This window comes from Streptococcus mitis (assembly GCF_002096755.1).
Classification (GTDB): domain Bacteria; phylum Bacillota; class Bacilli; order Lactobacillales; family Streptococcaceae; genus Streptococcus; species Streptococcus mitis_AC.
The window spans coordinates 47,366-67,714 of record NZ_NCVF01000026.1; the positions used below are offsets into that span (position 1 = coordinate 47,366).

General features: G+C 40.5%; 22 protein-coding genes and 1 pseudogene. 4 read left to right on the forward strand and 19 right to left on the reverse strand.

All coding sequences use genetic code 11. The annotated features are described in order from the left end of the window. Positions 1-242 precede the first annotated feature (242 nt). From B7700_RS08735 to parE, 10 genes and pseudogenes are all read right to left on the reverse strand, one after another. On the reverse strand, positions 243-608 hold the full coding sequence (locus B7700_RS08735; RefSeq protein WP_142358610.1) for a hypothetical protein: 366 nt from the start codon (positions 606-608) through the stop codon (positions 243-245). 15 nt (positions 609-623) lie between these two features. After that, entirely contained in the window at positions 624-941 is a 318-nt protein-coding gene (locus tag B7700_RS08740) for a hypothetical protein (protein ID WP_084888362.1), read from the reverse strand. Positions 942-964: 23 nt separating this feature from the next. Then, positions 965-1,525, reverse strand: a complete 561-nt coding sequence (locus tag B7700_RS08745) for a nucleotidyltransferase family protein (protein WP_084888364.1) — start codon at positions 1,523-1,525, stop codon at positions 965-967. A 29-nt stretch (positions 1,526-1,554) separates the two neighbouring features. Beyond that, positions 1,555-2,382, reverse strand: a complete 828-nt coding sequence (locus tag B7700_RS08750) for an aminoglycoside 6-adenylyltransferase (RefSeq protein WP_084888366.1) — start codon at positions 2,380-2,382, stop codon at positions 1,555-1,557. Positions 2,383-2,446: 64 nt separating this feature from the next. Then, positions 2,447-3,049 (reverse strand): annotated as a pseudogene (gene fic, locus B7700_RS08755) (protein adenylyltransferase Fic). A gap of 12 nt (positions 3,050-3,061) precedes the next feature. Continuing rightward, the gene (locus B7700_RS08760) at positions 3,062-3,403 is read right to left on the reverse strand and encodes a hypothetical protein (protein WP_084888368.1); all 342 of its coding nucleotides are present in this window, start codon (positions 3,401-3,403) and stop codon (positions 3,062-3,064) included. A gap of 149 nt (positions 3,404-3,552) precedes the next feature. Next, positions 3,553-3,969: a hypothetical protein gene (locus B7700_RS08765; protein ID WP_239822560.1), complete on the reverse strand. Its 417-nt coding sequence runs from the start codon at positions 3,967-3,969 to the stop codon at positions 3,553-3,555. Next, positions 3,920-4,549 carry a restriction endonuclease subunit S gene (locus B7700_RS11210; RefSeq protein WP_338132011.1) on the reverse strand — a complete coding sequence of 210 codons (630 nt, stop codon included), beginning with the start codon at positions 4,547-4,549 and terminating at the stop codon, positions 3,920-3,922. Before B7700_RS11210 ends, B7700_RS08765 begins: the two co-directional genes overlap by 50 nt. A 134-nt stretch (positions 4,550-4,683) precedes the next feature. Further along, the gene (locus B7700_RS08775) at positions 4,684-6,711 is read right to left on the reverse strand and encodes an HsdM family class I SAM-dependent methyltransferase (RefSeq protein WP_084888372.1); all 2,028 of its coding nucleotides are present in this window, start codon (positions 6,709-6,711) and stop codon (positions 4,684-4,686) included. 14 nt (positions 6,712-6,725) lie between these two features. Next, positions 6,726-8,669: a DNA topoisomerase IV subunit B gene (gene parE, locus B7700_RS08780; protein ID WP_084888374.1), complete on the reverse strand. Its 1,944-nt coding sequence runs from the start codon at positions 8,667-8,669 to the stop codon at positions 6,726-6,728. Positions 8,670-8,804: 135 nt separating this feature from the next. Between parE and plsY the strand changes: the two genes are divergently transcribed. Beyond that, complete coding sequence (gene plsY / locus B7700_RS08785) at positions 8,805-9,446, forward strand: glycerol-3-phosphate 1-O-acyltransferase PlsY (RefSeq protein WP_084888376.1); 642 nt, start codon at positions 8,805-8,807, stop codon at positions 9,444-9,446. Positions 9,447-9,480: 34 nt separating this feature from the next. Here the strand turns inward: plsY and B7700_RS08790 are convergent, their stop codons facing one another. The 8 genes from B7700_RS08790 to B7700_RS08825 all read right to left on the reverse strand — a co-directional run bounded on the left by B7700_RS08790 (position 9,481) and on the right by B7700_RS08825 (position 17,234). Continuing rightward, positions 9,481-10,437, reverse strand: coding sequence for an ABC transporter permease (locus tag B7700_RS08790; protein WP_084888378.1), 957 nt, complete (start codon positions 10,435-10,437; stop codon positions 9,481-9,483). A gap of 2 nt (positions 10,438-10,439) precedes the next feature. Further along, entirely contained in the window at positions 10,440-11,498 is a 1,059-nt protein-coding gene (locus B7700_RS08795) for an ABC transporter permease (protein WP_084888380.1), read from the reverse strand. After that, complete coding sequence (locus tag B7700_RS08800; protein ID WP_084888382.1) at positions 11,491-13,026, reverse strand: ABC transporter ATP-binding protein; 1,536 nt, start codon at positions 13,024-13,026, stop codon at positions 11,491-11,493. Before B7700_RS08800 ends, B7700_RS08795 begins: the two co-directional genes overlap by 8 nt. A 143-nt stretch (positions 13,027-13,169) precedes the next feature. Beyond that, positions 13,170-14,222 carry a BMP family lipoprotein gene (locus B7700_RS08805; protein ID WP_001036139.1) on the reverse strand — a complete coding sequence of 351 codons (1,053 nt, stop codon included), beginning with the start codon at positions 14,220-14,222 and terminating at the stop codon, positions 13,170-13,172. A gap of 89 nt (positions 14,223-14,311) precedes the next feature. Next, complete coding sequence (locus tag B7700_RS08810; RefSeq protein ID WP_084888385.1) at positions 14,312-14,701, reverse strand: cytidine deaminase; 390 nt, start codon at positions 14,699-14,701, stop codon at positions 14,312-14,314. After that, positions 14,688-15,350 (reverse strand): deoxyribose-phosphate aldolase, encoded by a 663-nt coding sequence (deoC, locus tag B7700_RS08815; RefSeq protein WP_084888387.1) that lies wholly within the window; start codon positions 15,348-15,350, stop codon positions 14,688-14,690. The genes B7700_RS08810 and deoC overlap by 14 nt, the downstream gene beginning before the upstream one ends. Positions 15,351-15,369: 19 nt before the next feature. Beyond that, a complete protein-coding gene (locus B7700_RS08820; protein ID WP_084888389.1) occupies positions 15,370-16,647 on the reverse strand; it encodes a pyrimidine-nucleoside phosphorylase in 1,278 nt (425 codons plus the stop codon). Next, positions 16,644-17,234 (reverse strand): class I SAM-dependent methyltransferase, encoded by a 591-nt coding sequence (locus tag B7700_RS08825; RefSeq protein ID WP_084888391.1) that lies wholly within the window; start codon positions 17,232-17,234, stop codon positions 16,644-16,646. The genes B7700_RS08820 and B7700_RS08825 overlap by 4 nt, the downstream gene beginning before the upstream one ends. Positions 17,235-17,406: 172 nt before the next feature. Here B7700_RS08825 and coaA point away from each other — a divergent pair, with 172 nt between their 5' ends. The 3 genes from coaA (at position 17,407) to B7700_RS08840 (ending at position 19,208) form a co-directional block, all read left to right on the forward strand. Continuing rightward, complete coding sequence (gene coaA / locus B7700_RS08830; RefSeq protein ID WP_084888393.1) at positions 17,407-18,327, forward strand: type I pantothenate kinase; 921 nt, start codon at positions 17,407-17,409, stop codon at positions 18,325-18,327. A 67-nt stretch (positions 18,328-18,394) separates the two neighbouring features. Then, positions 18,395-18,631 (forward strand): 30S ribosomal protein S20, encoded by a 237-nt coding sequence (rpsT, locus tag B7700_RS08835; RefSeq protein WP_001274000.1) that lies wholly within the window; start codon positions 18,395-18,397, stop codon positions 18,629-18,631. Between the two features lie 52 nt (positions 18,632-18,683). Further along, on the forward strand, positions 18,684-19,208 hold the full coding sequence (locus B7700_RS08840) for a DNA topology modulation protein (protein WP_084888395.1): 525 nt from the start codon (positions 18,684-18,686) through the stop codon (positions 19,206-19,208). 25 nt (positions 19,209-19,233) lie between these two features. Here B7700_RS08840 and deoD read toward each other — a convergent pair whose 3' ends face one another. After that, positions 19,234-19,944 carry a purine-nucleoside phosphorylase gene (gene deoD, locus B7700_RS08845; protein ID WP_084888397.1) on the reverse strand — a complete coding sequence of 237 codons (711 nt, stop codon included), beginning with the start codon at positions 19,942-19,944 and terminating at the stop codon, positions 19,234-19,236. Between the last annotated feature and the right edge of the window lie 405 nt (positions 19,945-20,349).

Genomic DNA, 20,349 nt, shown 5'->3' on the forward strand with positions numbered 1-20,349 from the left:
GTCCCGTGTTCAGTTACAATAAGTAACCAAACTATCCTTTCTGTAGTTTAATGTGTTTAAAATCTGTTGCTTCGGTTAGTAATAAGGAATTTTCACACAGCATTTAGGGCGTGTTCAACTCCTTTCAAAGAATGTAGAGTAGGTTTTTATAGAAGAAGGTGTTCAGTTATGATACAAGGGGACAATTCGGCTTGCCGAAAATTTCTGTAGAAAAAACAGACTCCTTCAAAATCAGTTTTGTGTTAAGACAACAATCTATTCAATTCCATATCAAATTCTTTTAGCCTAGGATAAATATTTTCAAAATACTCGTCATAAGTATCTGCTCTTCTAGAATCTATTTGTTGTAAAACTTCTTTTAATTTTAAAAAATCATCAAAAACAATTGGCGGAATATTTTCTTCATCTAAAAATTGGAATTCATAAATTTGATAATCCGTGGTCGAATCTCGGAGAATATCATATTTCTTTTTTACTTCAGGTGACATAGAATCATAATCAGAACACACTTGTTGGTACAACTTATAAAATTCTTCGATTCTCATCAAGGTTTTTTTAAAACTTTTATGTTTTTCAAAAAATTCTTTATAATGAACCTGCATGGTCAACTGATTAGACTTCCTTTATTGCTGTGCTAATTCTTTTAGCTCTCTTAGGTTTTCTTCAACTTTTTCTTGGGTTTTGGAGAGTTGATTCTGTTGTTTTGTCAGTTCTGAAATATTTTTGGCGATTGAAGTTTGAATAGTTTCTAACTTTTGTTGCCGTTCATCTAATATTCTGTTCTGATTTTCAATATCTACTTTTAATCTTTTTGAATCTCTCCAAGAAATCCAGAGCGCAAAGATAATAGGTACTATTATTCCTCCGAGCTGCAATCCGTGGTCAATCCAATCTGTTGAATCAATCGCATTGATTAATCTCTCAAACATTTCCGGTGTCATAGTTACCCCTCTTATTCACTCTCCTACCTCACAAAACCTCGTTTATACTTGATATGACTGGCGATATTGCTATCTACATCATTCTTATCCCAAAGTTGGAGTTCCCATGGGTAGTAAAAATTACTTTTATTTTTAAAATAGATATGAATACCGACATAGCCATCTTTATCACGTAAATACCAGTTTTTTAGTCCGTATATCTCTTGCCAATCATCTAATTTCTCCATGACTTGAGCTATCTCTTTGGAACTTAAAATCATACGAGCACCAAAAATATCATTAAGAATGGAGTTCACAGGATAGCCCTCTTGACGCTCAGAAAAACGTGTAATTTTATCTAAAATAGACTCAGAAGTTTTAACACGATAAACATAGGCAATATCTTGGACATCCGCTTTCATCAGATAGTCATTAATTGACTCATGTAAATTCAGACGGTAGGCCAAAATCGCTTTCGTCGGAACTTTTGAAAAGGTATGCTTGAGATTGATTTTCTCCACCTTACCCGTTTCAAAATAATCTTTAGAATACTCTAGATGAATACGATTAATCTCTGTAATGAGGCGTTCCACTTTTTCAATCATGAGTCTTCTCCTCTCACTTTTTCATTTTTCTAGTTATTCCCAAACTTCTTCACTCTCTCCTCAGCATACTCAATCATCTTCTCAGCTACTTCTTTATCGTAGTCAAATCCCATATTTTGGGCAAGGGACTGAGCTTCTCTGTGGAAAAGTTGCATCGTAGCAAACAATGACTGAGTAAGTTTCTCTACACTTGAAAAATCAAGCAGAGCTGAGAATTCCTTCTCTTTCTCTGTAGGCAAATACTGGAAAAGATACTTGTAGTTCTTACCAATATCGACTGTTCCCCTATCACTTGCGACCTGCCAAGCAAAGACTTTTAACAACTCTTGCTGACAAATACCATAGAGATGATCCGTCGCGTAGATGAGCTGATTACGACAAATTCCCTTGACTACATAGGCGGAAACCCACCAAAATTCATTGCAGGCTTTTTCGAAATCTATCTGACTAGCTGGACTTGTCCAGTAACGCTCTGGACTTGTAGTATAGGACTCAAACAAGCCCTTCTCGTCTACTAAAACTGTATAACCAGCTTCGCTATCTACCCATTCTTGGATGTGGTCTTTTGGGCAAAGGGTTAGATCAATCCTATTGCCATCTTCAAAAAGCATGAGATAAAGTCGACGGTTTCCTAAGATATTATGCTGCTCAATCAGACGATTGCCAAACTGATCCAGCCAAGAAAGGTCACTAGTCAGATTATCTAAATCATCCACGATATAGACCACGTCATAGTCTTGAAATTCATCTTTTGGGGCCTTTGGGTTTATCCGTGAACCAGACATGGCAACAGCTTTGACTTGTAAAGTTTTGGCAATCTGTAAAATCAGATCTAGCATTTCTGTTTCAGCTCTCATGTCAGTACCTTCTCATTTTATAGATTACTAGGTGTCTGCTTCTTCTTACTGGATAGTTTCTATACTATAACTTCCCTGTCTGGTAAAGGCTGTACCCTTCGTAATAATATGAAGCATCCACACCCTTAAAGAAACGGGCCTGAGTGAGGTCATCCGTCAGGTTATTGAGGAGGAGATACTTGAGTTCTCCAGTCGATACTGCACTACGCTTCATGGCATTAAGGTATTCATCCTTATCAATGGCGTTCCAATCTACCACTTTACCCAGCTTCTAGCGAAGCATACAATCTAGCCAAATTCTCATAGCTCGTCCATTACCCTCACGGAAAGGATGGGCGATATTCATATCCGCATACTTATCAACCACTTGATCAAAATTGTCATGAGGAAGTTTGTCAATATACTGCAAGGATTGCTCTAAAAAAATACGAGGGGCAAATTGGAAGTTATCCTTTGCAATATTGACATCGCGGATCTTTTCAGCGAAATCATAGATACCTGAGAAAAGATAATAGTGAATCGCTGACAGCCCTGAAAATGTACCAACTTCCATCTTAAACAAATCTCCTGTCTGAAAAAGCAGGGCTGCTTGTTTTTTTGTCAGTTTTTCTTCTGCATCTGCCAACTGGGCTGAGTTGGTTATGCCTAGTTTATTTTCCAATACCATATCTTCCCCTTATTAACGCCATTTTGTATAGAAAACAGGGTGTCCTTTAGCAATATGTTCTTTCAGTTCATCTGGCAACTCAAGCTCTACAATGTCTGTAGTAACCTTTGGTAAGTAAGCAAAATCTCCGTTGAGTCCGCTAAAATAGAAACCATTTTCCTTAGCCTCTTTGTCCAATGAAAATATCACTTGTGGAATAAAATACTCATAATCAGGCTCTCTATTAGAAATCATATTGGTTACATCTAAAATAGATGTTTTCGCATCCAACACATCAAGTACTTGCCCATACTCTGCATGACTTATTTTGAACAATCTAATCTTCGCAGCTCCTTTAGGTTTCGTATTCACCATTCACTGGATTCTCCTTCTTACTTTTTTCAATGTAAAATTTTTGTAAGTTGTAAATAAACAGCTGTTATCAAAACTCAACTTGTCCTTTTTAGGGAAAAGCTGCCTAAAAATCAGGACAGCTAATCCCTAAAAAGGACAGATATCCTGAACTATCTTGCCACTACTTCTTTAGTCGCAGCAATTTTTTTATCAGCCCAGATGACTAAATCCTTGATAACTAATTTCTCCACTGCTCGAATAAAGTCAGACATAAATGTATAGTCGATTTGGTTATTTACTTGAGGGACATCAAATTGAAAATTATGTGTTTGAGAAGCACGCAACTTACTTCCAAAGTCGTATTTTCCTACTAGTGATTTTTCAATGATTGTCTTGAGATAAAGTAGAACCTTACTATCTTTCATTTTATCGTTCCAAAATACCCCTGTATCATCTCCAGCGCCAAACTCATAACCTCTATAAAATGTATTACCAAAAATATCAATGGTTAGAGAATGTTTTGGAAAAACACGCACATCATTTCCAATATTTCGAACAACACCTGTATTGGTCGTACCAGCCATCACAAAAGGCAAGTCTCCGTTTATCTGGTCGTCTTTCTTTAAACGTCGTCCTTGATGAATATTCGGAAACAAGGTTATCATTGTAACTGGAGAAAGTCGGAATGCCTCCGACTCCTCTACTCTTAGTATCGGAAAGTTTTTCAAACTTGTCAAGTACTTTTTCATCATTTTTTGTAAGATGGTAATCCCTAAGATTTGTTACAGTTAGATAAGCCTCGAGCGCTTTGATGTAGTTTTCCATATATGAAAATGCTAATTCGTTATTAAGAGTTGGGAGGGAAACAAAATCGTTTTGTATTTTTTGTTTCGATATTGAATTTCCCCAACTATACAAAGGTTTTAATGACTTATATAAAGCTGAAACCATATAAAGTTGTATTTCTTTTGTTCTATATTCCTCATTTTTAAAATACAGAGCAAGATTATGACTATCATTTGAAAAATAATCCTTTTCCTGGTAACTGATTACCAAGGTTTTACCGCCGATAAAAATAGAATTCCCTTCATCTAGCATACTTTTATCGTATTCTATATAACTAGATACAGAATTATTATTTTGAGAGGCTGTCACATATGGTACCAAACCACTATTTTATGTTACCCATGAACTTAAAATATTATGAGTATTTTTAACATCAAAAAGATTAACAATCCGATACTCTCTCCACTCGCCCCCACTTGCTTCAAATTCCTCCTCCAGTTTTTGAAGGCGAGGGCTTAGGCTTTTTTTGAGCTATCTTCTCCCTTACTCTTCAGGAGTTGTTCTACTTCCCAAGCTAGGTAGTCAGCAACAGTCTTTTTAAAATCGTCCAAGGTTGGTTTTGTATCAATGATCTGGTGCTGTTCGAAATTCCAATCATTACCCTTGTTAGTGATAAAGTCCTCAATAAAGACTGCATCCAAATCCCAAAGTTCTTTACTAACCTCTGCCCTCTTGCCAGCCTTATAAATTTTAATCACATATTGGTAACGCTGGATAGGATTATCAACCTCTGAAATACCTCGCTTAGCACGTTTAAAACCGTCATTTCTAAAGTCAATAAATTTAACCGTCTGGTCGTAATCGTGTACCTCATGAGCCTTAAAAATATAGATAGAAGTCTGGACCCCTGCCATGGGAACAAAAAGATCCACGGGCATTTTAATAGAGGCAAGCAGGGTATGCTTTTTCAAAATAGCTTTAGCTGTCTTTGTTGCCTTACCAGAACCAGCACTATCTTGAATGATAATAGCACCAAGACCGCCACGCTCCATCTTATCCAAACCATAAGCTATAAAGGGAAGACCATTTTCTTCATAAGAGAAAGGTGGATTCAGCAAGACACGATTAGCTTTAAAATCCGTAAATAGACTCTCAGGACGATTAAAGGCTGAACCTTTTTCAATTCGACTAGAACCATCTCCACGAAGAATCATATTGGTTGTCGCCAAGGTATACATCTCTGCATTTAGTTCTATTCCTAGTAGATTATCTTTCTTGAGCTTTGCAATCTCATCGTTGGCTCGAGAAGTCCCCTTCCCAAAACTGGTATTGGCATAATCTATCATCAACTCCATCGCTGAAATGAGGAAACCAGCTGAACCAGTCGCCAAATCCATAACCTTGCTCTCACTGGTTATCCCCAGAATTTGCGCCATCATTTTGGTAACATACGGAGGGGTCAGGACAATACCAATTTCTTTTCCATCTCCCAAAGCGTACTTGAGAAATTCGGAGTACATCTCCCCCATAATATCGATATGCCCACCCAAACCATCAATGGATTTGAAAATATTTTCATAGATAAAAGTGAAGATTTGCTTGGTAACAGAATTTTCCTTTTGAGGGAGAAGTTGTGCTACTTCTTTATCATTGGTGGTCAACTCATCACGCTGGCTATCTTTGGAAATTTCTCCAAAAGAAGCTAACATGAGAGTTTTCTTGTCTTCATTGATTTCACATTCATCTAGGAATGCCTTGATTTGATCAACTACTTTCTTACCATCACGCTTGGTTTCAGACTGTACACCCTTTAAATCATCAGGTATTAAGCCCTCATCAACCTTGTTGCCTTTGCAATCTACGATATCCTGCATAGATAATAGCATACCAGACACATAAAGCACCCGTTGAGGAGCTGTGATATTATGATTGTGCATCAATTTATTGAGCTTTTTAGCATAGCCTTGCAAGGTCGCTTGACTATCAATCAGAATTTGGTGTTTTTCTTCTTCGCTCAAGACAGCATCTTTGTAGAAAGTCTCAAAGGTGGACTCATTTTCCAAAAAATCAAAAGTCGTTACCTTTGATAGCTCTTTATAGGCATTAGGAGCAGAACCAAAGACATAATAAACTTTGATAGTCACATTTTCTTCGTTATCTCCTGCAACACCAACTGCGACGGCTTCATGATATTTACCACTATCAATAACTGCCCTCGCATAATGCAAAGCCCCATTCACTGCAAAATCACTAATTGATTTATCATCAAACTTAATACCTTCCTTTGTTTGAGCAACTAGCTTAGATAATTTGAGTTTGTTTTCAATCAGGATAGGAATTTGTTTGTATTTTTCAATATGAAAATCTGGTTTTCCAAAATTAGTCTTAGTTTGCGTCTTAGCCGCTCCCTTAAGCGCCTCTTTGAGATAAGCACTCATAGCAGATTCTTCATTATAATCCTGCAATTTTTTCAAACCAAGATTTTCAAACTGCTTTTTCACATAGTCATTCACATCCGACTCTAATTTCCAGTTTACTAACATATTATTTTCTTTCATTAAAACACTGTCGCTTCTTCCAGCGTAAATTTGACATTATCCTCAATCCACTTACGGCGTGGTTCGACCTTGTCTCCCATGAGGACATTGACACGGCGTTCGGCGCGAGCCAGGTCTTCGATGGTGACACGTATGAGGGTACGGGTTTCTGGATTCATGGTTGTTTCCCAGAGCTGGTCCGCATTCATCTCACCAAGTCCCTTGTAGCGCTGTAGGGTAGCGCCTTTACCGAACTGCTTGCGGAGTTCTTCAAGTTCTCCGTCTGTCCATGCGTAGGCTACTTCTTCTTTCTTACCTTTACCTTTTGACATCTTGTAAAGAGGAGGGAGAGCAATATAGACATGTCCCGCCTCAACTAGCGGACGCATATAACGGTAGAAAAAGGTTAAGAGAAGTGTTTGAATATGGGCACCATCGGTGTCCGCATCGGTCATGATAATAATCTTGTCATAGTTGGCATCTTCAAGGGAGAAATCTGCTCCTACACCAGCACCGATGGTATAAATCATGGTGTTGATTTCTTCATTTTTGAGGATATCCGCCATCTTGGCCTTGGCTGTATTGATAACCTTACCACGAAGAGGCAAGATTGCCTGGAACTTGCGGTCACGGCCTTGTTTGGCAGAACCTCCGGCAGAATCCCCCTCGACTAGATAGAGTTCATTCTTAGCCGGATTCTTAGACTGGGCTGGGGTCAATTTTCCAGACAAGAGGCCCTTGTCTTTTTTATTTTTCTTACCATTACGGCTCTCATCACGCGCCTTACGTGCTGCTTCACGAGCATCACGGGCCTTAATAGCCTTGCGGATGAGGTTAGAAGCCAATTCACCATTTTCCATAAGGAAAAAGGTCAACTTATCCGCCACAATTCCATCCACAACGGGACGAGCTAGTGGACTTCCTAGTTTGTCCTTGGTCTGACCCTCAAACTGCAAATGTTCTTCAGGGACTAGAATAGAGAGGACAGCCGCTAGTCCCTCACGATAGTCTGAACCTTCAAGGTTTTTATCTTTTTCCTTGAGAAGCCCCGTCTTACGCGCATAGTCGTTCATAACCTTGGTAATGGCAGACTTGAGTCCTGTCTCGTGCGTACCACCATCTTTGGTGCGAACGTTATTAACAAAGGACAGAATGTTATCTGAGAATCCATCATTGTACTGGAGAGCTACTTCCACTTGGAACCCGTTGTCTTCACCTTCAAAGTAAAGGACTGGCGTCAAGGTTTCCTTGTCTTCGTTGAGGTAAGAAACAAAGTCCTGCACCCCGTTCTCATAGTGGAATTCAATAGCTTCCTCTGTTCGTTTGTCCGTTAATGACAAGGTCACATTTTTCAAGAGAAAGGCTGATTCATTAAGACGCTCTGAGATGGTATTGTACTTGAAGTCTGTCGTAGAGAAGATCGTCGCATCAGGCATAAAAGTAACCTTGGTACCTGTTTTAGACTTGGGTGCTGTACCGATTTTCTTCAGAGTCGTGACAGGTTTTCCACCATTTTCAAAACGTTGCTTGTAGATTGCACCATCGCGAGTGATTTCAACTTCTAGCCAACTTGAAAGAGCGTTAACAACGGAAGAACCCACCCCGTGGAGACCACCAGATGTCTTGTAGCCACCCTGACCGAATTTCCCTCCTGCATGAAGAATGGTAAAGATAACCTCAACAGTTGGAATTCCCATCGCGTGCATACCAGTTGGCATTCCACGTCCGTGGTCTTGAACCGTTAAACTTCCATCTTTATTAATGGTCACATCAATACGATCGCCAAACCCAGACAGGGCTTCATCGACCGCATTATCGACGATTTCCCAGACGAGGTGGTGGAGTCCTGCTCCATCAGTCGATCCAATATACATCCCTGGACGTTTTCGGACTGCATCCAACCCTTCTAGCACCTGAATGGCGTCATCATTATAATTGTTAATATTGATTTCCTTTTTTGACACAAGGAACCTCCTATTCGTTCATCTTTACTATTCTACAGGTTTTCTAAGGATTTTGCAAAATTTTTCTTTCTCCGCTGTGACAATTTCAGAAGAGATTCTCTGCCTTTCTTCTCCATTTCATGATATAATAGGAGTATGATTACAATAGTTTTATTAATCCTAGCCTATCTGCTGGGTTCGATTCCGTCTGGTCTCTGGATTGGACAAGTATTCTTTCAAATCAATCTGCGTGAACATGGTTCTGGCAATACTGGAACAACCAATACTTTCCGCATTTTAGGCAAGAAAGCTGGTATGGCAACCTTTGTGATTGACTTTTTCAAAGGAACCCTAGCAACACTTCTTCCGATTATGTTTCATCTGCAAGGTGTTTCGCCTCTCATCTTTGGACTTTTGGCTGTCATTGGACATACCTTCCCTCTCTTTGCAGGATTTAAGGGTGGTAAGGCTGTCGCAACCAGTGCAGGAGTGGTTTTCGGATTTGCGCCTGTCTTCTGTCTCTACCTAGCAGTTGTTTTCTTTGGAACCCTCTATCTTGGTAGTATGATTTCACTATCTAGTGTCACAGCATCTATCGCGGCTGTTATCGGGGTTCTACTTTTTCCACTTTTTGGTTTTATTCTGAATCACTATGATCCTCTCTTCATCGCTATTATCCTAGCTCTTGCTAGTTTGATTATCATTCGTCATAAGGACAATATCTCTCGTATCAAAAATAAAACTGAAAATTTGGTCCCTTGGGGATTGAACCTAAGTCACCAACATCCTAAAAAATAAAACGCCAGTTTTGAACTGACGTTTTTTTGTATGCTTATTTTGATTTGATATAGTTGATACCATCTGCTTTTGGTGCAACTGCTTTTCCAAAGAAGGCTGCTAAGACAAGAATTGTCAAAACATAAGGTGCGATTTGAAGATAAACTGTTGGCACACCTTGTAGGAACGGCAATTGAGAACCGATAACAGCCAAACTTTGTGAAAGTCCAAAGAAGAGACTAGATAGCATGGCTCCGATTGGATTCCATTTTCCGAAGATCATCGCAGCAAGAGCAATAAATCCAGGTCCAACGATAGTTGTTACCGAGAAGTTAACTGAGATGGATTGAGCATAAATCGCTCCGCCAATTCCACCTAGGAAACCTGAAATAATAACCCCTAAATATCTCATCTTGTAGACATTGATTCCCAAAGTATCTGCTGCTTGAGGATGTTCACCAACAGAGCGGAGACGAAGACCAAAGCGCGTTTTGAAGAGAATAAACCAAGCAAGGAACGAGAAGACAATCGCGATATAACCTAGCAGACTTGTTGACTTGAAGAATATATCACCGATAACTGGGATATTTGCCAAGACTGGGAAATCAAAGCGTCCAAAAGTCTGACTTAGGTTGTCGGTTTGTCCTTTGTTATAAAGAACTTTCACCAAGAAAACAGCCAGGGCAGGCGCCATCAAGTTCAATACCGTACCGCTGACAACATGGTCTGCACGGAAATGAACCGTCGCTGCTGCGTGGATGATAGAGAAGAGGCCTCCAACCAATCCTGCTACAAGCAAGGATAGCCATGGAGTTGCTGCTCCAAATTGTTCTGCAAATTCAAGGTTAAAGACGACTCCAGAAAAGGCACCCATAACCATAATTCCTTCAAGGCCGACGTTTACCACACCACCACGTTCAGAGAAAACACCACCGATACTTGTAAAGATGAGGGGCGCTGAGTAAATCAGCATAGAAGACACCAAGAGGGTGAGCAAGGTTGTAATAGACATCTTTACTTACCTCCTTTAACTTGTTTTTTCGGTTTGACAAAGCGTTCGATAAGGTAATGAACACTGACAAAGAAGATAATAGACGCTGTTACAATGCTGACAAGCTCAGACGGTACCTGCGCCGCATTCATACCAGGGGCTCCAACTTGGAGAACACCAAATAGGAAGGCTGCAAAGAGAATACCAATTGGTGAGTTGGCCGCAAGCAGACTAACCGCCATACCGTTAAATCCAACAGCTAAAGATGCCCCTTGAACATAGACGTTCTGGAAGGTTCCAAGTCCTTCAACAGCTCCACCAAGACCTGCCAAGGCACCTGAAATAATCATTGAGAGGATAATCGTTCTTTTTGCAGAAATACCAGCATATTCTGAAGCATGTGGATTAAGACCAACCGCACGGATTTCAAAACCAAGGGTTGTTTTCTTGAGCATGAACCAAATAACTGCAACGGCAATGATGGCAAAGAAAATACCAATATTCATCCGCGAATTACCAGTCAACTCAGCCAACCAAGGTGTCTGATAGGTTGCATTAGCCCCAACACGAATTGTCGAATCTGTACTTTGCATAAAGTCTTTAGGAAAGGCATGGATAAAGGCATTTCCTACATACAAGACAATGTAGTTCATCATGATGGTTACGATAACCTCTGATGTCCCTAGATAAGCTCTAAGTATACCTGGAATCGCTCCGACAATCCCACCAGCAATCAAGGCAATCACGATAGTTGCTAGAATCATCAAGGGACGTGGCATATCTGGATGCGACAAGGCAAACCAACCACTGAGAATCCAACCTGCCAAAGCCTGACCAGGAAGCCCAACGTTAAAGAAACCGGCGCGACTGGCAACGGCAAAACCAAGACCAATCAGGATTAGAGGCCCCATAGCACGGAAGATTTCTCCAATCCCACGCAGACTACCAAAGGCTGTATAGAACAATTCTTCGTAGCCCCAAATAGCATCATAACCGAAGATCCACATAACAATGGCTCCGAGTAAAATTCCTAGGAAGACAGAAATCAAGGGAACCGAAATTTGTTGTAATTTTTTAGACATCACTCTTCTCCTTTCCCAAGTTTCCACCCGCCATCAAGACACCTAGTTCTTGTTTATTGGTTGTTTCTGGTGATACAATACCTTGAATCTTACCATCGTGGATAACGGCAATACGGTCTGAGACGTTTAAAATCTCATCCAACTCAAAGCTGACAACAAGGACAGCCTTACCATTATCACGCTCTTCAATCAAGCGCTTGTGGATATATTCAATGGCACCGACATCCAACCCACGAGTTGGCTGGCTGACGATAAGGAGATCAGGATCTCGATCAATTTCACGAGCAATAATTGCTTTTTGTTGATTTCCTCCTGAAAGTGCAGCTGCAGGAACAATTTCACTAGCAGCACGAACATCAAACTCTTCCATTAGCTTTTTAGCATAAGAAGTAATATTTGAATAGTTCAAAATTCCATTTTTACTATGTGGTTCTTTATAGTAGGTTTGAAGGGCAATATTTTCAGAGATCATCATTTCCAAAATCAAGCCATCACGGTGACGGTCTTCTGGAACGTGCCCAACACTTAGTTCTGTAATTTGTCGTGGGTGCAAGCCTACAATTGAATCTCCTTTTAGCTCAATGCTACCAGATTCAACCTTGCGAAGACCTGTGATGGCTTGAATCAGTTCAGACTGACCATTTCCATCAATCCCCGCAATACCAACAATCTCTCCCGCTCGAACATCCAAGGACAGATTTTTCACAGCTGGGACACCGCGGTTTTCATTGACCACCAAATCTTTGATTGACAAGACTACTTCTTTTGGTTGAGAGGCTTGTTTCTCTGTTTTAAAGGAAACAGAACGTCCTACCATCATTTCTGCCAAATCAGCATTGGTAGCCCCTGCGATTTCGACAGTTTCAATTGATTTCCCACGACGGATAACTGTAACGCGGTCAGAAACTGCACGAATCTCGTCCAACTTGTGGGTAATCAAGATAATTGATTTCCCTTCTTTGACAAGATTTTTCAAAATAGCCATCAACTCATCAATTTCTGATGGAGTCAAGACAGCCGTTGGTTCGTCAAAGATAAGAATATCAGCCCCACGATAAAGGGTTTTTAAAATTTCTACACGTTGTTGGGCTCCAACTGAGATATCTGCCACCTTAGCAGAAGGATCAACATCTAAGCCGTAACGTTCAGAAAGAGCCTTGATTTCTTTGCTAGCTCCAGCGATATCTAGCACACCATTTTTAGTCAATTCACTACCTAAAATGATGTTTTCAGCCACTGTGAAGGCTTCTACCAACATAAAGTGCTGGTGAACCATCCCGATTCCCAAGCTAGCTGCTTTAGATGGGGAGTCGAGGTTGACAACTTGACCGTTGACCACAATTTCACCACTGGTTGGTTCAAGAAGCCCTGCTAACATGTTCATTAGCGTGGACTTTCCAGCCCCATTTTCTCCTAAAAGTGCATGAATTTCACCTTTTCGTAGGTGCAGGTTGATTTTGTCGTTGGCAACAAATTCACCAAACACCTTGGTAATATCACGCATCTCAATGACATTTTCGTGTGCCATGTGCTCTTCCTTTCAGAGTCTTATTTTATTTCAATAAAACTTGCTAGTTTGTCTAGTAGCAAGCTTTACTGAGACAAAATGATTTTGTCTCAACTCTTAAAAAAGCGGCCGAGGGCCGCTTCCTAAGAAATGACTTCCATCCATTATTTTGCAGGAACTTTTACGCTTCCATCAAGGATTTTAGCTTTTGCATCTTCAACAGCTTTTTTACCTTCTTCTGAAAGGTTTGTTACTGCCAAGTCAACACCTTTATCTTTCAATGAGTAAACGATTACTTGACCGCCAGGGAACTCACCTTTTTCTGCTTTGTTAGCAATATCTTTTACAGTTGTGCCAACTTGTTTCAAAGTAGATACAAGAACGAAGTTTGATTCTTTACCATCTTTAGAAGTGTATTTACCTTCTACTTCTTGGTCACGGTCAACACCGATAACCCAAACTTTTTCACTTTCAGGACGGCTCTCGTTGAGTGATTTTGCTTCTGCAAAGACACCTGCACCTGTACCACCAGCTACTTGGTAAACAACGTCTGCACCAGCTGCGTATTGTGCCGCTGCAATTGTTTTACCTTTGGCATTATCATTAAATGAACCAGCATAGTCAACTTGTACTTTTATAGATGAATCTACCGAGGCAACACCTGCCTTGAAACCAGCTTCAAAACGAGAGATAACTTCAGACTCCATACCACCTACAAAACCAACTTGTTTTGTCTTAGTTGTTTTAGCCGCTGCAACACCTGCGAGATAAGCAGATTCATTGTCAGCGAAAGTTACACTAGCAACATTCTTTTTATCTTTAATCACATCATCAATCAAAACATAGTTCAAATCAGTGTGCTCTTCTGCTGCATCTTTAACTGCATTGTGAAGGGCAAAACCAACACCGAAGATTAGGTTGTAGCTTCCAGCAGCTTGTTGCAAGTTGTTAGCGTAGTCAGCTTCACTTGTTGATTGGAAGTAAGTGAAACCTTTATCTTTTGAAAGATTGTGTTCTTTACCCCAGTCTTGCAAACCTTCCCAAGCTGATTGGTTGAATGATTTGTCATCAACACCACCAGTATCAGTGACGATTGCTGCTTTTGTCTTCACATCAGAAGATGAAGCTGCGTTACGAGAAGAGCGGTTACCACATGCAGCAAGTCCAACTGCTGCCACTGCAACTAGACCAAGGCCTAGCCATTGTTTCTTGTTCATTACTGAACCTCCTAAATAAGATGTGCAACGATGTTGCAAGTATGGATTGATTGGCCACAAGGACCGTGCCACTCAGAGAGCGACTCAGACTAGTTTAAGTCTGTAAAAGAGTATGGAAGTAACTCCCCGACCGTCATCTCGACCGTCGATTTATCTTTTGCGACTAAGGTCACTTTTAGATCTTGTTCAAAAAATTCAGCCATCACTTGGCGACAAGCTCCACATGGCGAGATTGGTTTTTCAGTCTGTCCATAGACAATCAATTCTGAAAATTCTCTTTGGCCTTCAGATACAGCCTTAAAAATGGCTGTTCTCTCACCGCAATTGGTCAAAGGATAGCTAGCATTTTCGATATTCACTCCCGTGTAAACACTTCCGTCTTTCGCCACTAGAACAGCTCCGACTGGAAAATGAGAATAGGGCACATAGGCTTTCTTGCTGGTTTCAATTGCTAGTTCAATCAACTCAGTAGTCGCCATCAGCCAATTCTCCTTTTAAAATGGCTACCCCAGCTGACGTTCCAATACGGGTCGCCCCAGCTTCCACAAAGGCAAGAGCATCTGCATAAGAACGAGCTCCGCCAGCAGCCTTGACTCCCATATCAGGTCCAACTGTTTCACGCATTAATCTAACATCTGCTATCGTAGCACCACCAGTTGAAAAGCCAGTAGATGTTTTAACAAAATCAGCTCCAGCTTTTTGAGCTAATTGGCAAGCCAAAACTTTTTCTTGGTCAGTCAGAAGGCAAGCTTCAATAATGACTTTCACTAACTTGTCCCTACTTGCTTCCACGACTGCGCGAATATCTGACTCAACCAAGGCTAAATTACCCGACTTGAGAGCTCCAACATTGATCACCATATCAATCTCATCTGCACCATTTTGAATAGCTTCTTTGGTTTCAAATGCTTTCACAGCTGAAGTTGTTGCTCCCAAGGGGAAACCTACTACTGTGCAGACCTTGACATCTGTGTCTTCAAGACCTTTTTTAGCATGTTCAACCCAGATCGGATTAACGCAAACACTGGCAAAATCATACTCTCTAGCTTCAGACAACAAACAATCAATTTGATTTTCTGTCGCATCTTGTTTCAAAAGTGTATGATCGATATATTTATTTAATTTCATATTCGGATTCTCCTGCAGTTTATGAGATTATTTCTATGATTTCTCGTAAACTTTGCACACTATCATTTATTTTAACATATTTTTGAAAATCTGTAACTAGCTGAGGAGAAATTTTTCCATTTGTGTATACTTTTGCAACAATTTCTCCCTTTTGAACGGAATCTCCAACTTTCTTTTCAAAAACAATTCCTGTTTCATAGTCCAAGGCATCAGACTTGACTGCACGGCCTGCCCCCAGTCTCATAGCATAAAGTCCAAATTCCATAGCTGGAAGAGCTGAAATGACACCCGTTTCCTGAGCAGGGATTTCCACCACATGGGCCACATTTACAGGACGATAGAGGTCTTCCAAGTCTCCACCTTGGGCTTGGACCATTTCCTCAAACTTAGCCAGCGCTTGACCATTCTCAAGATGTTGGTGAACTTCTTCAACTGTCTTGTTTACATTTGCCAAGTCAAGCATAATTTGAGCCAATTCACAGATGAAGTGGGTAATATCCTGACGTCCTTGACCTTGTAAAATCTCCAGTGCTTCAAGAATTTCCAGACGATTTCCAATCGCTCGTCCCAAGGGCTGGCTCATATCCGTAATCACTGCTACCGTTTTTCTACCAACTGCCTTACCAAGTTCCACCATGGTTTGAGCCAACTCATGCGCCTCATCAACCGTCTTCATGAAAGCACCCTCACCAACGGTCACGTCTAGCAAAATAGCATCTGCTCCTGCCGCGATTTTCTTGCTCATGACAGAACTGGCAATCAAAGGAATCGTATCGACAGTTGCGGTCACATCACGTAGGGCGTAGAGAAGCTTATCCGCTTTGACCAGCTGGTCTGATTGCCCAATGACAGATACACCAATGTCCTGAACTTGGTGAATAAAATCCTCTTGACTACGTTCTACTTGATAGCCCTTAATGGACTCCAATTTATCAATCGTACCGCCCGTATGGCCGAGACCACGACCACTCATTTTTGCCACAGGCACACCGAAGCTAGCAACAAGGGGAGCCAAAATCAAGGTTACCTTATCACCAACACCCCCAGTAGAATGCTTGTCAACCTTAACCCCATCAATAGCAGATAAATCAAACTCTTGACCAGTCTTAACCATTTTCATAGTCAGATCAGAGATTTCTCGAGTCGTCATTCCTTTGAAATAAACAGCCATAGCAAAAGCAGACATCTGATAATCAGGAACAGTTCCTGACACATAGCCTTCAACTAGCCATTCAATTTCACTCGAAGTCAGTTCTTGACCGTCTCGTTTCTTTTGGATTAAATCAACTGCTCTCATTCTTTCACACTTCTAAGGATATAGTATCCCTTATCTTTTTTGACGATTTCACAATTACCAAACACATCTTCCATCTTGGACTTGGCACTTGGAGCCCCTTGTTTCTTCTGGATAACGATTGTTAAATCCCCACCAGTTTCCAAGAAATCTTTACTTTTCTCAATGATTTCATGAACCACTTGCTTACCTGCACGGATAGGGGGGTTGGCAATGACATGGTCAAATTTCCCTTCAACTTGTTCATAGATGTTAGACTGGAAAATCGTAGCTGCCACTTTATTTCGTTCAGCATTTTGTCGTGCCAAATCCAAGGCACGATTGTTGATGTCGACCATGGTCGCCTGAACTCCATAAGCCTTAGCTAAGGACAAGCCCAAAGGTCCGTAACCACAGCCTACATCAAGGACAGTTTCTCCTTGGTTGACCTCAAGACACTTGAGCAAGAGTTGACTTCCAAAATCAACCATTTTCTTGCTAAAAACACCCGCATCCGTTAAAAAGGTCATTTTTTGTCCCAACAATTCTACTCGCAACTCATGAATATCGTGAGCAGCGTCAGGATTTTCTGCATAATACATTTTACTCATGAAACTATTTTACCATAATTTAACGAAATATTAAATCGTTTCCAAGTAATTTGACAATACGATGTAGTTTGTTATTATTTTTCTAATCGAAAGAAACTTTTTCTATCAGATACTAGATGTTTTTAGTCCCAAAATATGCTATACTAAGATATCGAATCAGAAAGACAAACTTATGACCAACGAATTTTTACATTTTGAAAAAATCAGCCGCCAGACTTGGCAATCTTTACATCGGAAGACAACACCTCCTTTGACTGAAGAGGAATTAGAATCCATCAAGAGTTTTAATGACCAGATTAGCTTGCAGGATGTGACCGATGTCTATCTTCCCCTAGCCCATCTCATCCAGATTTACAAGCGTACCAAGGATGATTTGGCCTTTTCAAAAGGAATTTTTCTTCAACGTGAGAGTAAAGCTCAGCCTTTTATCATTGGGGTTTCTGGGAGTGTTGCCGTTGGAAAATCCACAACCAGTCGCCTACTTCAAATCCTACTGTCCCGTACACTTACAGATGCTACAGTTGAGTTGGTAACAACTGACGGCTTTCTCTATCCCAACCAGACCTTGATTGAACAAGGGATTTTAAATCGCAAGGGATTTCCTGAAAGCTATGATATGGAAGCTCTTCTCAACTTCCTGGATCACATCAAAAATGGACAAGATGTAGATATTCCTGTCTATTCTCATGAAGTCTACGACATCGTACCCGAGGAAAAGCAAAGCGTCAAAGCTGCTGATTTTGTCATTGTTGAGGGAATAAATGTCTTTCAAAATCCACAAAACGAGCGTCTCTACATTACTGACTTCTTTGACTTTTCCATCTATGTTGATGCTGCAGTCGATGACATCGAGAGTTGGTATCTAGACCGTTTCTTGAAAATGCTGAGCCTAGCTCAAAACGACCCTGATAGCTACTATTATCGTTTTACACAAATGCCGATTGGGGAAGTGGAATCCTTTGCCCATCAGGTCTGGACCAGTATCAATCTCACAAATCTACAAAATTATATTGAACCAACTAGAAATCGTGCAGAAGTGATTCTTCATAAAACAAAGAACCATGAAATCGATGAAATTTACTTAAAAAAATAATTTTCCCTTGTCAAAACGTAAGTTTTCAGATATAATGGTATAGTTAGTAAATATGGAGGTAAGAACATTGGCAAACATTAAATCAGCTATCAAACGCGCTGAATTGAACGTTAAACAAAACGAAAAGAACTCAGCTCAAAAATCAGCTATGCGTACTGCTATCAAAGCTTTCGAAGCAAACCCATCTGAAGAACTTTTCCGTGCTGCTAGCTCAGCTATCGATAAAGCAGAAACTAAAGGTTTGATTCACAAAAACAAAGCAAGCCGCGATAAAGCTCGTCTTTCAGCTAAACTTGCTAAATAAGAAACAGTCCATAGAGGCTGTTTTTTTGTCTCCAAATAGGAAAAGGTAGAAAATGAAAATCGCAATTATCGGATATTCTGGTTCTGGTAAGTCAACTCTAGCAGAAAAGTTGTCTCACTGCTACTCCATCCCCAAACTACATATGGACACACTCCAATTTCAGCCTGGTTGGCAAGACAGTGACCAAGAATGGATGTTGACCGAGATGAAAAACTTTCTCACCAATCATAAAGCTTGGGTCATCGATGGAAATTATTCTTGGTGTTTCTATGAGGAAAGAATGCAGGAAGCTGACCAAATCATCTTTCTTAATTTTTCGCCATTGACCTGTCTCTTTCGAGCCTTTAAACGATACCTCAAATACCGAGGCAAGGTCAGAGAAAGTATGGCAGCTGGTTGTCAAGAACAATTTAATTGGGAGTTTATCAGATGGATTCTTTGGGAGGGGCGGGCTAAAGCTCAAAAAGAAAATTACCAAAAACTTTGCCAAGAATACTCACATAAAGTCACTATTCTTCGAAATCAGAAAGAACTAGATCAATTTCTGGATAAGAAAAGGAAGTCCTCCAATTCATAAAGAAGGGCTTCCTTTTTGGCTATAATTATTCTGCAATCAAGGTTTCCAAACCGACCTTCATCATATCAGTGAAGGTATTTTGACGTTCTTCTGCAGTCGTGTCTTCATCTGGATTGACCAAACTATCAGAAATAGTCATGATAGCAAGGGCATCAACATGATGTTGGGCAGCCAAATAGTAGAGAGCTGCTGCTTCCATTTCCACAGCCTTGACTCCCCATTTACCAATCTCGATATTCTTTTCAATGTAGTTTGAGTAAAAGACATCAGAAGACAAAACGTTCCCAACGTGGGTTGTCATACCAAGTTCTTTAGCGATATGGTAGGCCTTGTCCAGCAAATCAAAGCTAGCGATTTGTGGGAAATCGTACTGTGGCCAGTCATTGCGGATGATGTTAGAGTTGGTTGCAGCTGCTTGCGCCAAAACCAATTCACGGACGTGAACATCTTCATTCAATGAACCTGCTGTTCCCACACGGATCAATTTCTTCACACCGTAGTCAACAATCAACTCACGCGCATAAATCGAAATAGATGGCATCCCCATCCCAGTTCCCATGACAGATACACGGTGGCCCTTGTAAGTACCAGTGTAACCAAACATGTTACGCACTTCGTTAAAACAAACAGCATCTTCAAGGAAATTCTCCGCAATAAACTTAGCACGAAGAGGATCCCCAGGAAGAAGAATTTTATCAGCAATTTCACCCTGCTGAGCAGCAATATGGATAGACATAATATAAGATACCAAACCCGTCAAAAAGCAAAGGGAAAATAGGAGTTGGGTGCAGTGAGCGATGCTCGCTAGACCAACTATCTTTTTCCCACTGCTTTTAGGGTGGGTTCAATTCCTTTCTTTCTTAATTTTGATGATATCGAGAAGATTAGACCGGCTTCAATTCAAGCCCGAATTCCCCTTCTCTTCTGAGTTTTTAGAAAAGTTTTCCGCTCGTGTTCAAATCAAAACACACGCTCTACCTTTCTTTATTTTATATTTTATATTGAGAAAGATACCAAACCCGTCAAAAAGCAAAGGGAAAATAGGAGTTGGGTACAGTGAGCGATGCTCGCTAGACCAACTATCTTTTTCCCACTGCTTTTAGGGTGGGTTCAATTCCTTTCTTTCTTAATTTTGATGATA